Here is an 11,766-nt window from a genome sequence, read left to right on the forward strand (position 1 = left end):
CCGCCCGAGTTCTGCGCCCGCCCCGTCCACCCTGTCCCCACCGGGAAGTCCCGCGCAGCGGGACCGGCTTCGCTGCGTCCCGCCCGCCCCCCGGCCCCGGCACCCCGGACAAGACCGGGTCAAGAACATGAAGGTCGATTCAGCCTACGGAAGCTCCCCCTGAGGGGGCGCCCGTCAGGGCGTGGGGGGGCTTTATTTGCCTCTACTCCACCAGCTTGTGCTTCAGGGCGTAGTGGGTCAGCTCGGCGTTGTTCTTGAGCTTCATCTTCTCGAGCAGGCGGGCGCGGTAGACCGATACGGTCTTGGGCGACAGGGAGATTTCCTCGGCGATCTGGGTCAGGGTGCGGCCCGAGGCGATCATCACCATGGTCTGGTATTCGCGGTCGGACAGCAGTTCGTGCGGCGGGCGTTCGTCGCCCTGGCTCAGGTGGCTGGCCAGTTGTTCGGCCAGTTCGGGCGTGATGTATTTCTTGCCGCGAGCGACGGTCCGGATGGCCGCGATCACGGTCTCGGGAGGGGAGTTCTTGTGCAGGTAGCCGGCGGCGCCGGCCTTGACGCTGCGTACCGCGTACTGGTCCTCGGGATACATGCTGAGCATGAGCACCGCGATCCGGGGCCAGCGTTCGCGCACCTGCTTGAGTCCTTCGAGCCCGTTCTTGCCGGGCATGGAAATGTCCATCAGCACGACGTCGGCGTCGGTCTTGCGCAGCACGTCGAGCAGGTCGCCGCAATCGGCCGCTTCTCCGACCACCGAGATGCCTTCTTCGGCCTGCGCGATCTGCCGCAGGCCGGAGCGCACGATGGCGTGATCGTCGGCGAGTACCAGGCGGATCATTCCAGACCCTCCGGGTCTTGGTGCGGGGTCTTGCCTCCCGGCAGCGACATGGGGGGATCCTGGGGGTTCAACGGAATTGAAATCATGAGTGTGGTTCCTCGGAAAGGCGGCGTACCGGTCTGGGGCGAGCCGCCTATGTCCATCCAGCCGCCCAGGCCGTGGACGCGTTCCATCATGCCGCGCAGGCCGAACGAGGTGCGCTTGCGCAGCGAGTCGGACGACAGGCCGATGCCATTGTCGCGGACCTCGAGGCTGAGCGTGCTGTCGTCGGCGAAGAGGTCGACATCGACGCGCGTGGCGTGCGCGTGCTTGAACACGTTGGTAAGGGCTTCCTGGAAGATGCGGAAGATGGCGATGGATTGTTCCAGTTCCAGAGCCAGGTCGTCCTGGTTGGTGTGGACGTTGACGGTGATGCCTGTGTGCTGGGCGAAATCCCGCGCCTGCCATTCGATCGCGGCGACGATGCCGAAGTCGAGTACCGGCGGCCGCATGGCACGGGCGATGCGGGAAATGGCTTCGCCCAGCGAGGCTACCATTTGTTCGGCTTCATCCAGCAGTTGGGCGGTTTCTTTTTCGCGGGAGCGGCGGCGGGCCAGGGCGAGGTCGGCACGTATGCGCGTGACCAGGGCGCCCAGGTCGTCGTGGATCTCGCGCGCGAGTTCGGCCCGTTCGTTTTCCCGCACCCGCTCGGTGTGGCGGGAGAGTTCGCGCAACTGGCTTTCGGAGCGGCTGAGTTCCGCCTGGGCGTGGGCCAGGTGCGTGACGTCGGACAGCGCGACCACGCAGCCCGAGGGCGGCGAGCCGCTGAGGGGGCTGGCCGATACCAGCAGTTCGCGTTTTTCCCCCTGGGAGTCCATGCTGAATGGCAGGCCCCGCACCGCGGTGCCGTCCAGGGCCGGGGCGACCAGGGCCAGCAGTTTCCAGGTGTCGGGCTGCGAGGGCAGGGCGAATGGCCGCGACAGGGTGTCGGCCGCGCCCAGTCCGGTCAGGTCTTCACAGGCCGGACTCCACATGGTGACCGTGCATTCGCGCGAAATGGCGAACAAGGCGACCGGCGTGGCCGAGAAAACCGCGTTCAACTGGTCGTGGGCGGAGGCCAGCGCCGTTTCGGCCCGCTGCCGCTGGTCGCGGGTCTGCACTTCGCGCAGGCCGCGTTCCAGGGCCGGGGGGAGCCGGCGCAAGTTGTTCTTCATCACGTAGTCGTCGGCGCCGGCACGCATGGCCTCGACCGCGGTTTCCTCGCCGATGGCGCCGGAAACGATCAGGAAGGGGCCGCGGAATCCGGCTTCCTTGGCGACCTTCAACGCGCGCAGGCCGCTGAAGGTGGGCAGGGAATGATCGCTGATGATGGCGTCCCATGCCCGTTCGGCCAGCGCCTGGCGCATGGTCGTTTCGGTGTCCACGCACTGGGCGGCGACGTTCAGCCCCGCGTCGACCAGCACGGCACGCATCAGCGTGAAGTCGGCCAGCGAGTCCTCGATGAAGAGAATGGCGAGCTGGGCCGCCTCGCGGGGGTCGCCGGCCAGGCCGGCGGAAGCTTGGCCTGGTACCGACATCATGAAGCGAGGCAGCCCGCCCGATACGGGGCTGGCGTTCTGCACGGAGACGGGGCCGCGGTTGAACATTGCTTAATGAATCAGTGACTGTTGCCGATAATCCCATCAATGATAGCGTGGGGGCTTTTCCTTTAGGGCCAAGCGTGACATCCAGAACCAGCTTCCTGGGCATGGCCGGGGCCATGCCGGGGACCCCGGACCCGCTCGTCGGGACCGAATTCGCCTTCAGCGGCCAGGATTTCGACCGGATACGGACCTTGCTGCGGCAGCACACCGGCATTTCGCTGTCGGACGCCAAGCGCAGCATGGTCTACAGCCGGCTGGCCAGGCGGCTGCGCGCGACCGGGAGGCCGTCCTTCAGCGCCTACCTGGAGGGGTTGCGCGCCGGCGCGCCCGAATGGGAGTACTTCGTCAACGCGCTGACGACCAATCTCACGTATTTCTATCGCGAAAGCCATCATTTCCAGATACTGGCCGCCTATCTGAAGCGACTGGCCGCCGAGCGGCCGGGGCAGACCCTGCAGCTATGGTGCGCGGCCGCCTCCACGGGCGAAGAGGCCTGGACCCTGGCCATCACGGCCGCCGAGGTCTTCGGTAGCCTGGCGCCACCGGTACGCATCCTGGCGACGGACCTGGACACCCATGTGCTCGCCAGCGCCAGGCAGGCCGTGTACCGGCGCGACCAATTGGCCAAGGTGCCTGAACAACAGGTGCGCCGGTATTTCACCGGAGAGGCCGGAGGCCTGTATGGCGTGCGGCCCGAGCTGCGCGCACTGGTGAATTTCCGCCAGCTGAACCTGCTGGATCCCATGTGGCCGGTGCGCGGGCCGCTCGATGCGGTGTTCTGCCGCAATGTCCTGATCTATTTCGACCGGCCCACCCAACTGCGGGTGGTCGAGCGCATGGCCGGGCTGATGCCGCCCGGGGCCTTGCTGTTCGTCGGCCATTCCGAGAGTTTTTCCCAGGGGCAGCAGCGCTTCGTGCTCCAGGGGCGCACCGTCTACGTCAGGCATCCGGGCTGAGCGCATCCATGACCGACGAACAATCCCGGCTCGCCGTTGGCAGGGTGTCTCCGCCATCCCGCTACGACCGCAGGCTGCTGATCGCCATCGGCGCGTCCACGGGCGGGACCGAGGCGCTGCGCGAATTGCTGGAAGCGCTGCCCGCCGACCTGCCTCCCATCGTCATCACACAGCACATGCCGCCCGGCTTCACGCGCAGCTTCGCCGAGCGCCTGGACAAGCATACGCCGTTGCATGTGAAGGAAGCGGAACACAACGAACGCCTGTATCCAGGACACGTCTACGTGGCTCCCGGCCATGCCCATCTGTCGGTACGGCCGCTGCCGCTGCTGGGCTACCACGCGCAGTTGTCCGAGGGGGAACCGGTCAACCGCCATCGCCCCTCGGTCGAGGTTCTGTTCCTGTCGGCCGCCCGCGCGGCGGGGGCGGGCGTCGTGGCCATCATGTTGACCGGCATGGGCAAGGACGGCGCGCGGGCCATGTTGACGCTGCGCGAGGCGGGTGCCTACAACCTTGTCCAGGACGAGGCGTCGAGCGTGGTGTTCGGCATGCCTCGCGAAGCCATCGCCCTGGGCGCCGCCCACGAGATCGTTCCGCTCGCGCAGATGGCCCAGCGCCTCGTCCTCGCCGTCGAAGCCAAGAACAAGGCAATCAACGTTCCCTGAAAAACAGAACGGCCCCATGGAAGAGGCCGTTCCAGCCGTTGCCAGCGCGCCGCGGATCCGGCTTTGCCGGTCCCCCCGCATCGCCCCCTGGGGGGCGCGCGTCAGCGCGTAGGGGGGGATCTCAGCTCCAGGACATCCTGCATGTCGTACAGTCCGGCCGGCTTGTCGGCCAGATAGCGGGCGGCGCGCAGGCTGCCCTCGGCGTAGTTGACGCGGCTGCTCGACCGGTGAGTGACCTCGATGCGCTCGCCCGGGCCGCAGAAGAAGACCGTGTGGTCGCCCACCACGTCGCCGCCGCGGGCCGAAGAAAAGCCGATGGTGCCGTGCTTGCGCGCGCCGGTGTCGCCGTGGCGGGCCCATTCGGCCACCTCGGACAGCGGCTTGCCCCAGGCCTGCGCCACGGTCTCGCCCATCTTCAGCGCGGTGCCCGAGGGCGCGTCCACCTTGTGCTTGTGGTGGACCTCGAACACTTCGACGTCGTAGTCATCCTTCAGGATGCGGGCGGCGATGTCCAGCAGCTTGAGGGTGACGTTCACCCCCACGCTCATGTTGGGAGCGAAGACCACGCCCACCTTGTCGGCGGCGGCGGCGATGGCGGCCTTGCCGGCCTCGTCGAAGCCGGTGGTGCCGATCACCAGTTTGACGCCATGGCGCCGGCAGGCCTCCAGGTGGGCGAGCGTGGCCTCGGGGCGGGTGAAGTCGATCAGGCAGTCGGCCTGCGCGAGGGCGTCGAGATCGTCGGTGATCATGACCTTGCTGTGCTTGCCCAGGAACTCGGCGGCATCATGGCCGATGGCGGGGCTGCCGGCGCGGTCCAGCGCGACGGCGAGTTCCAGGTCGGGGGCGGCGAGCACGGCTTCGATCAGCATGTGGCCCATGCGGCCGGTCGCCCCGGCAATGGCGATACGCATCGAGGTCATTCCTTGGTAGTCGTGGCAGGTTGAGCGGGGACCGCATCGCCGGAGGGCGAGGCGGCGGGAGGGGGGGGCGGCGCGACGGGCGTGGCGACGGCCGACGCGGCACCAGGGTCCAGGCTGGGGGAGGCGACATTGCCGTCGACCGTCAGCGGAGCGTTGCTCGGGGTGGCTGCCTGAGGCGTCGCGGTGCCCAGGGCCTTGCGCGTGTCCTTCTGCTGGAACGGCTGGCGGGCGGGCTGTTCATCGCCGGCCCAGCGTTCGAGCCGGTCGTTGGCGAAATAGACGGTGAAGCGCCGTTCCTCGGTCTGGCCGTTGCCGGGCGTGAACAGGTACGGATAGTCCCAGCGGTCCGAATGGAAAATGCTGGTCAGCGTGGGGCTGCCCAGGGCGAAGCGCACCTGCTCGCGGGTCATGCCGGGGCGCAGCAATTCCACTTGTTCCTGGGTCAGCCAGTTGCCCTGCTGGATGTCGGCCCGGTAGGGCTTGACGAAGTTCGGGACGTAGTTGTTGACCGAGCTGCATGCCGCCAGGCCCAGCAACGCGGCCGGGGCAAGCCGCCGCAGGGTGCCGGCTTGGCCGTGGATGAAGGAAATCAGAGCGTTTGGCACAGATCCGCACTCGTCTTGATTGGGGAAACCGTTATCATAAAGCCCTCGGGGAATGCCTGGGCTTTTCCGGAGCTTTCCCGGTGCTTCCGGGTGGCTGCCGCGGGGCGGGCAACAGGGCGCATCGTGCGCCGGACTGGGCCGTCCTGCCGCCTTCCATGCCGACGCGCCGCGCCTTGCAGGCGCCGCGCGCCAGATGGCTGACCGGGCCTCAAGGCCCGGCACCACGCCGGTTCCCGCCATTCAGCAGGAACCGACACACGAAACCGCTTTCGAAAGGACCATCATGACAGATCAAAGCGAACTCAAAAGTATAGGCCTGAAAGCGACCTTTCCCCGGCTGAAGATCCTTGATGTCTTTCGCAAGGCCGAGGTGCGCCACATGAGCGCCGAGGACGTCTACCGGGCCCTGATCGGCGAAAGTGTCGAGATCGGGCTGGCCACGGTCTATCGCGTGCTGACGCAGTTCGAGCAGGCCGGGCTGCTGGTCCGCAGCCAGTTCGACAGCGGCAAGGCCGTGTTCGAGCTGAACGAAGGCGATCACCATGACCACCTGGTCTGCACGAATTGCGGCAGGGTCGAGGAGTTTTTCGATGCGGAAATCGAGAAACGCCAGCAGAAAATCGCCAAGGACCACAACTTCGTGCTGACCGGCCACGCGCTGTCGCTCTACGGTATTTGCCAGAACTGCGCCAAGAGCCGCTAAAAGGAAGGCTAGGGGCGGGCGGCAGCCCGCCTCAGTTGTTCCCTATCATTTCCCGCGCATGTTTGCGCGTCGTGGCGGTGATTTCTATGCCGCCCAGCATCCGGGCGATTTCGTCCACCCGTCCCCCCCTGTCCAACTGGTTGACCGTGGAGATCGCCGCGCCTTTCTCCTGGCGCTTGTCGACCCGCAGATGCGTATTGCCGCAAGCCGCGACCTGGGGCAGGTGGGTGACGCACAATACTTGATGCAAACTCCCTAGTTCGCGCAGCAACCGGCCGACGACCTCGGCCACCGCGCCGCCTATGCCCGTGTCGACCTCGTCGAAGATCAGGGTTGGGACCCGCGCGGCGCGGCTGGCGATGACCGACAGGGCCAGCGAGATTCGCGCCAGCTCACCCCCGGAGGCCACCTTGGCCAGCGGGCGGGGCGTGGTGCCGGCATGGCCGGCGACCCGGAACTCGATGGCTTCGGACCCGTGGATGCCGGGCTCGGCCGGCTCGACGGCGACTTCGAAGCGCCCTCCGCCCATGGCCAGCGTCTGCATGGCCTGGGTCACCGCCTTGGACAGCGAACCCGCCGCCTTCCTGCGGGCCCGGCCGAGTTTGCCGGCGGCGGTGTCGTAGGCGGTCCTGGCGGCCGCGGCCTTGGCGCGCAGGGCCTGGACGTCCTCGGCCTCCTTCAGGGTTTCGAGCTGGGCCAGCAGCGTGGCGTGCCGTTCGGCCAGTTCCTCGGGCTGCAGGCGGAATTTGCGCGCGGTGTCGAACACGGCCTGCAGGCGTGCCTCGACCTCGCCGAGGCGCTGCGGGTCGAGTTCCAGGCGCCCCAGGTAGCTGTTCAGGTCGGAGACGGCCTCCTGCAGCGCGATGCGGGCCGACTCCAGCGCCTCGGACACCGGTGCCAGCGCGGCGTCGTGCGTCGCCAACTGGCCGATGCGCTGGGCGGCGGCGGCCAGGCGGGCATGGGCGGCGTCATCGTCTTCTTCCAGGGCGGCGATGGTCTGGCTGGCGCCGTCGATCAGCGACTGGGCGTGGGCCAGCCTGCCGTGCTCGGCCTGGAGGTGGTCCCACTCACCCTCCTTGAGCGAGAGCCGATCGAGTTCGTCGGCCTGCCACTGCAGGCGTTCGCGCTCCTGTTGCAGCGAGGCGGCGTCGCGCTCCACCGCTTCGAGCCTGCGCGCCAGTTCGCGCCAGGCCTTCCACGCCTGGGCGACCTCGCGCCGTACAGGGCCGTGGTCTCCGTGGTCATCCAGCATGTCGCGCTGGGAATCGACCTTGAGCAGGCTCTGGTGCGCGTGCTGGCCATGGATGTCGACCAGGTGCTCGCCCAGTTCGCGCAACTGGGTCAGGGTGGCGGGTACGCCGTTGATGTAGCCGCGGCTGCGTCCCTGGGCATCGATGATGCGCCGCAGCACCAGGCTGTCGGTATCCAGTTCGCGCTCGGCCAGCCAGTCCAGCAGGGCCGGGGGGACGTCGAACACCGCGCTGACCTCGGCCCGGCCGGCACCTTCGCGCAGGACCGAGGCATCGGCGCGTTCGCCCAGGGCCAGGGCCAGGGCATCGATCAGGATGGACTTGCCGGCACCCGTTTCGCCGGAGAAGACAGTGAAGCCCGGGCCGAATTCGACCTCGGTCTGGTCGACGATCACGAAGTCGTTGATGTGCAGGGCGCGCAGCATACGAATGGAGCCGGTGGAAGGAGCGGAGAGGGGCTAGTCGATCGCGGTGCCGGAAATCTGGTTCCAGTGCAGTTTGCGCCGCAGCGTGGAAAAGTAACTGTATCCGGCCGGGTGAAGGAAGCGGATGGTATGGTCGGCGCGTTTTACCCGGACGCGGTCGCCTTCCTGCAGCGACGACCAGCTCTGCATGTCGAAATGCACGCTGGCGCTTTCGTCGCGGCCGCCGGGAGAGCGGGTGAGGGTGATGTCTATCGTGCAGTCGTCCGGGATCGCGATCGGCCGGTTGGACAGCGCCTGCGGCGCCACCGGCACCAGCACCAGCCCGCGCAGCGACGGGTGCAGGATGGGGCCGTTGGCCGACAAGGCATAGGCCGTCGATCCCGTGGGCGTGGCGATGATCAGGCCATCGGCGCGCTGCTTGGACATGTACAGGCCATCGACCTGCACCGTGACTTCCAGCATGCCGCCCAGGCCGGCCCGGCTCAGCACCACGTCGTTCAGGGCCAGCGCGGACACCAGCGTGGCCTCGCCCCGGATGACGCTGCAGGCCAGCAGGGTGCGGGTTTCCGATTCGAACTGGCCGTCGAGGATGCCGGCGATGGCGGTGCCGGCGTCCTCGATGGGAACGTCGGTGATGAAGCCCAGCCGGCCGTGGTTGATACCCACAACGGGCACATCCCAGGGGGCCAGTTGCCGCGCCACCCCCAGCATGGTGCCGTCGCCGCCCATGACGATGGCGAGCGACGCGCGCTGCCCGATTTCCTCGACGGTGGCCGCGGGATAGTCGAGGACGCCGATGTTGGTGGCGGTGTCTTTCTCGAACACGACCTCGCGCCCGGCATCGCGCAGCATCTGCGCGACCGCGCGCAACGGCGCGGCGATGCCGGTATCGTGGTATTTGCCGACGAGGGCGACGATGGGAAAATGCATGGAGGCATTATATGAGGGGAGTCCCCCCAACGGGGCTCCATGTGGCCCTTTTTGTCCACCCCCTGAACCCGGCAGTCGCCAGGCCCCCGCGGAACCGGCTCCTTCGCGGGCCGCCGCGCAGCGGCCCGGGGGCTCACCATGCCGGACGCGCGAAGCGCGTGGGAGAAGGGCTCATCCAGGGGTACAATCTCCCCATGGACGATCGCGCACGTACACTGTTGAAAGCTCTCATCGAGCGTTACATCACCGACGGGCAGCCGGTCGGTTCGCGTACGCTTTCCAAAGTCTTCGACCTGTCGCCGGCCACGATCCGCAATGTCATGGCCGATCTCGAAGACCACGGCCTGATCCATAGTCCCCATACGTCCGCCGGCCGCGTCCCCACGCCCCGGGGCTACCGGATGTTCGTCGACTCGCTGCTGACGGTGCAGCCGTACGAGGTCTCCGAGGCGACCCACATCCAGACCCTGCTGCCTTCGGCCGAGCCCCAGCGCGTCATCGCGGCCGCGGCCTCGCTGCTGTCCAAGCTGACCCAGTTCGCCGGCGTGGTCATGGCGCCCAAGCGCAGCCAGATGTTCCGGCAGATCGAATTCATCCGCCTGTCCGACACGCGGGTGCTGCTGATCATCGTGACGCCCGAAGGCGATGTGCAGAACCGCATGCTGCGGGTCCAGCGGGACTATTCCTCCGCCGAACTGGCCGAGGCGGCCAATTTCTTCAACCAGCATTTCAGCGGCAGGTCGTTCGAGGACGTCCGGCTGATCCTCCAGCGCGAACTGAGCCAGTTGCGCGAGGACATCTCCAGGCTGATGGAGCTGGCGGTGGACGCCAGCACCGAGGCCGCCACCGAGGACGACAGCGTCGTCATCTCGGGAGAATTGAACCTGCTGGGTGTTTCCGACATCACGGCTGACATGGACAAGCTGCGCCGGATGTTCGAACTGTTCGAGAAAAAGACCGATCTGATGCAACTGCTCGACGTGTCCAGCCGTGCGCATGGCGTCCAGATCTACATCGGCGGCGACTCGCAGCTCGTGCCGGTGGAAGAAGTCAGCGTCATCACGGCGCCCTACGGGGTGGACGGCAAGGTCGTCGGGACCCTGGGCGTGATCGGTCCGACCCGGATGGCGTACGAGCGGGTGATTCCCATCGTCGACATCACCGCGCGCCTGTTGTCGAACGCCTTGAGCCATCATTGAGCCGGCGCCCGCCGGCAGGGGCTCAGGGCAGCCCTGCCCGCGCCCGCTCCTCCCGCCATTCCCGAGCCTAGAAAACGCTACGCATGCGCTTCCTTCCCGAGCCGCCGCCGTCCCCCCATCATCCCACCCGCACCGGCCTGCTGCTGGTCAACCTGGGAACACCCGACGCGCCTACCGCCTCCGCCGTCCGCCGCTACCTGGCCGAGTTCCTGTCCGACCCCCGCGTGGTCGAGATTCCCCGCGTGGTGTGGCTGCCCATCCTGTACGGCCTCGTCCTGACGCTGCGGCCGCGCGACGCGGCGGCGCGCTATGCCTCGGTATGGACGCCCGAGGGGTCGCCGCTGCTGGCATGGAGCCGCCGCCAGGCCGAGGGATTGGCGCGCGAGCTGTCCAGCCGGGGCCTGGGCGTGGAGGTGGCGCTGGCCATGCGCTATGGCAACCCCTCGCTGGACGGAGCCATCGCCGCGCTGCGCGAAACGGGATGCGAGCGCATCCTGGTCCTGCCGCTCTATCCGCAGTACGCCGCCAGCACGACCGCCGCGGTGTCCGATGCCGTGAGCGCCTGCCTGGCCCGGCTGCGCAATGTGCCCGAGATCCGCTACGTCCGGGATTTCCACGCCGACCCGGGCTATATCGAGGCGATGGCGGTCCGCATCCTTGAGTTCTGGCGCCGCAACGGCCGGGGCCAGAAGCTGGTCCTGAGTTTCCACGGCCTGCCCAAGCGTTCCATCGCCCAGGGGGATCCGTATCACGAGCAATGCCTGGAGACCGGCAGGCTGCTGGCCGATCGCCTGGGCTTGTACGCCGAGCAGGTCGAGGTGACCTTCCAGAGCCGCTTCGGCGCGGCCGAATGGCTCCAGCCGTATACTGAACCCAGGTTGAAGGAGCTGGCGAAAAGCGGCGTGTCCGATGTGGATGTGTTCTGCCCCGGTTTCGTCGCCGATTGCATCGAGACCCTGGAAGAGATCGCGGTGCAGGGGAAGGAGGCATTCTTGCTGGCGGGGGGCCGGCAGTTGCGCTACATCGATGCGTTGAACGATTCCGCCGCCTGGATGGACGCCCTGGCCGACCTGGCCGAGCGCCACATGCAGGGGTGGATCACCCGCCCGGCGGGCCGCCAGCCGGCCGCCGCGGCGCACGAAGCAGTCTTGCTGCAACGCAAAAACGACAAGGCGCCGGCCACGGACCAGTAACGGGATGGAAGAACTACGTATCGATAAGTGGCTCTGGGCGGCGCGGTTCTACAAGACCCGAACGCTGGCCCAGGATGCGGTCGAGGCAGGGCAGGTGAAAGTGGCCGGCGAACGGGTCAAGCCCTCGCGCGCGGTGCGCCCCGGCGATATCCTGCAGATCCGCGCGGGAGAGCAGGATTGGGAGATCCTGGTCCGCGCCCTGTCCACCCAGCGCGGCCCCGCCGTCTTCGCGCGCACCCTGTACGACGAAACCCCGCAAGGCCTCAAACGCCGCCTGGAAGCCATCGAACTGCGCCGCCAGAACACCGACCCCGCCGCGAACCTGAAAGGCCGCCCCACCAAGCAAGACCGCCGCAACATCGAGAAATGGCTCCCCTGAGGGGAAGCCCCCCCCTACGCGCTGACGCGCGCCCCCCAGGGGGCGAAACCGGCGGACTGGCAAAGCCAGATCCGCGGTTTCCTG

The 11,766-nt window shown here is 67.7% G+C and carries 12 protein-coding genes; 6 read left to right on the forward strand and 6 right to left on the reverse strand.

Annotation, left to right across the window (positions count from 1 at the left end; translation table 11 throughout):
* Window positions 1–202 precede the first annotated feature (202 nt).
* Both AC1Q6E_RS27545 and AC1Q6E_RS27550 read right to left on the reverse strand, forming a co-directional pair.
* Window positions 203–835 (reverse strand): response regulator, encoded by a 633-nt coding sequence (locus AC1Q6E_RS27545; protein ID WP_152792619.1) that lies wholly within the window; start codon window positions 833–835, stop codon window positions 203–205.
* Window positions 832–2,460 carry a sensor histidine kinase gene (locus AC1Q6E_RS27550; protein ID WP_152792620.1) on the reverse strand — a complete coding sequence of 543 codons (1,629 nt, stop codon included), beginning with the start codon at window positions 2,458–2,460 and terminating at the stop codon, window positions 832–834. The genes AC1Q6E_RS27545 and AC1Q6E_RS27550 overlap by 4 nt, the downstream gene beginning before the upstream one ends.
* A 113-nt stretch (window positions 2,461–2,573) precedes the next feature.
* Here AC1Q6E_RS27550 and AC1Q6E_RS27555 point away from each other — a divergent pair, with 113 nt between their 5' ends.
* Complete coding sequence (locus AC1Q6E_RS27555; RefSeq protein ID WP_492573926.1) at window positions 2,574–3,413, forward strand: CheR family methyltransferase; 840 nt, start codon at window positions 2,574–2,576, stop codon at window positions 3,411–3,413.
* Window positions 3,414–3,421: 8 nt separating this feature from the next.
* On the forward strand, window positions 3,422–4,078 hold the full coding sequence (locus tag AC1Q6E_RS27560) for a CheB methylesterase domain-containing protein (protein ID WP_492573924.1): 657 nt from the start codon (window positions 3,422–3,424) through the stop codon (window positions 4,076–4,078).
* 101 nt (window positions 4,079–4,179) lie between these two features.
* Here AC1Q6E_RS27560 and dapB read toward each other — a convergent pair whose 3' ends face one another.
* A complete protein-coding gene (gene dapB, locus AC1Q6E_RS27565; protein ID WP_152792622.1) occupies window positions 4,180–4,989 on the reverse strand; it encodes a 4-hydroxy-tetrahydrodipicolinate reductase in 810 nt (269 codons plus the stop codon).
* Between the two features lie 5 nt (window positions 4,990–4,994).
* Complete coding sequence (locus AC1Q6E_RS27570) at window positions 4,995–5,603, reverse strand: outer membrane protein assembly factor BamE (RefSeq protein ID WP_492573925.1); 609 nt, start codon at window positions 5,601–5,603, stop codon at window positions 4,995–4,997.
* Window positions 5,604–5,886: 283 nt separating this feature from the next.
* On the opposite strand from AC1Q6E_RS27570, the gene fur reads away from it, so the two are divergent.
* Window positions 5,887–6,306 carry a ferric iron uptake transcriptional regulator gene (gene fur / locus AC1Q6E_RS27575; protein ID WP_152792624.1) on the forward strand — a complete coding sequence of 140 codons (420 nt, stop codon included), beginning with the start codon at window positions 5,887–5,889 and terminating at the stop codon, window positions 6,304–6,306.
* A 31-nt stretch (window positions 6,307–6,337) separates the two neighbouring features.
* Here the strand turns inward: fur and recN are convergent, their stop codons facing one another.
* The gene (recN, locus tag AC1Q6E_RS27580) at window positions 6,338–7,981 is read right to left on the reverse strand and encodes a DNA repair protein RecN (RefSeq protein ID WP_152792625.1); all 1,644 of its coding nucleotides are present in this window, start codon (window positions 7,979–7,981) and stop codon (window positions 6,338–6,340) included.
* A 33-nt stretch (window positions 7,982–8,014) separates the two neighbouring features.
* The gene (locus AC1Q6E_RS27585) at window positions 8,015–8,911 is read right to left on the reverse strand and encodes an NAD kinase (protein ID WP_152792626.1); all 897 of its coding nucleotides are present in this window, start codon (window positions 8,909–8,911) and stop codon (window positions 8,015–8,017) included.
* A gap of 194 nt (window positions 8,912–9,105) precedes the next feature.
* Between AC1Q6E_RS27585 and hrcA the strand changes: the two genes are divergently transcribed.
* From hrcA to AC1Q6E_RS27600, 3 genes are all read left to right on the forward strand, one after another.
* Entirely contained in the window at window positions 9,106–10,110 is a 1,005-nt protein-coding gene (gene hrcA, locus AC1Q6E_RS27590) for a heat-inducible transcriptional repressor HrcA (protein WP_152792627.1), read from the forward strand.
* An 83-nt stretch (window positions 10,111–10,193) separates the two neighbouring features.
* A complete protein-coding gene (hemH, locus tag AC1Q6E_RS27595) occupies window positions 10,194–11,303 on the forward strand; it encodes a ferrochelatase (RefSeq protein ID WP_296554912.1) in 1,110 nt (369 codons plus the stop codon).
* Between the two features lie 4 nt (window positions 11,304–11,307).
* A complete protein-coding gene (locus AC1Q6E_RS27600; protein ID WP_152792629.1) occupies window positions 11,308–11,682 on the forward strand; it encodes an RNA-binding S4 domain-containing protein in 375 nt (124 codons plus the stop codon).
* The last annotated feature ends 84 nt before the right edge of the window (window positions 11,683–11,766 follow it).

The organism is Pigmentiphaga sp. MLSB6-MA01, assembly GCF_058793475.1.

Excerpts from the sequence above, each read along its gene's own strand:
- AC1Q6E_RS27555 (WP_492573926.1), top strand. The coding sequence starts at position 2,574 with ATGCCGGGGACCCCGGACCCGCTCGTCGGGACCGAATTCGCCTTCAGC.
- AC1Q6E_RS27585 (WP_152792626.1), bottom strand. The coding sequence starts at position 8,911 with ATGCATTTTCCCATCGTCGCCCTCGTCGGCAAATACCACGATACCGGC.
- hemH (WP_296554912.1), top strand. The coding sequence starts at position 10,194 with ATGCGCTTCCTTCCCGAGCCGCCGCCGTCCCCCCATCATCCCACCCGC.
- AC1Q6E_RS27545 (WP_152792619.1), bottom strand. The coding sequence starts at position 835 with ATGATCCGCCTGGTACTCGCCGACGATCACGCCATCGTGCGCTCCGGC.
- AC1Q6E_RS27560 (WP_492573924.1), top strand. The coding sequence starts at position 3,422 with ATGACCGACGAACAATCCCGGCTCGCCGTTGGCAGGGTGTCTCCGCCA.
- hrcA (WP_152792627.1), top strand. The coding sequence starts at position 9,106 with ATGGACGATCGCGCACGTACACTGTTGAAAGCTCTCATCGAGCGTTAC.
- dapB (WP_152792622.1), bottom strand. The coding sequence starts at position 4,989 with ATGCGTATCGCCATTGCCGGGGCGACCGGCCGCATGGGCCACATGCTG.
- AC1Q6E_RS27550 (WP_152792620.1), bottom strand. The coding sequence starts at position 2,460 with ATGTTCAACCGCGGCCCCGTCTCCGTGCAGAACGCCAGCCCCGTATCG.
- AC1Q6E_RS27600 (WP_152792629.1), top strand. The coding sequence starts at position 11,308 with ATGGAAGAACTACGTATCGATAAGTGGCTCTGGGCGGCGCGGTTCTAC.
- fur (WP_152792624.1), top strand. The coding sequence starts at position 5,887 with ATGACAGATCAAAGCGAACTCAAAAGTATAGGCCTGAAAGCGACCTTT.
- recN (WP_152792625.1), bottom strand. The coding sequence starts at position 7,981 with ATGCTGCGCGCCCTGCACATCAACGACTTCGTGATCGTCGACCAGACC.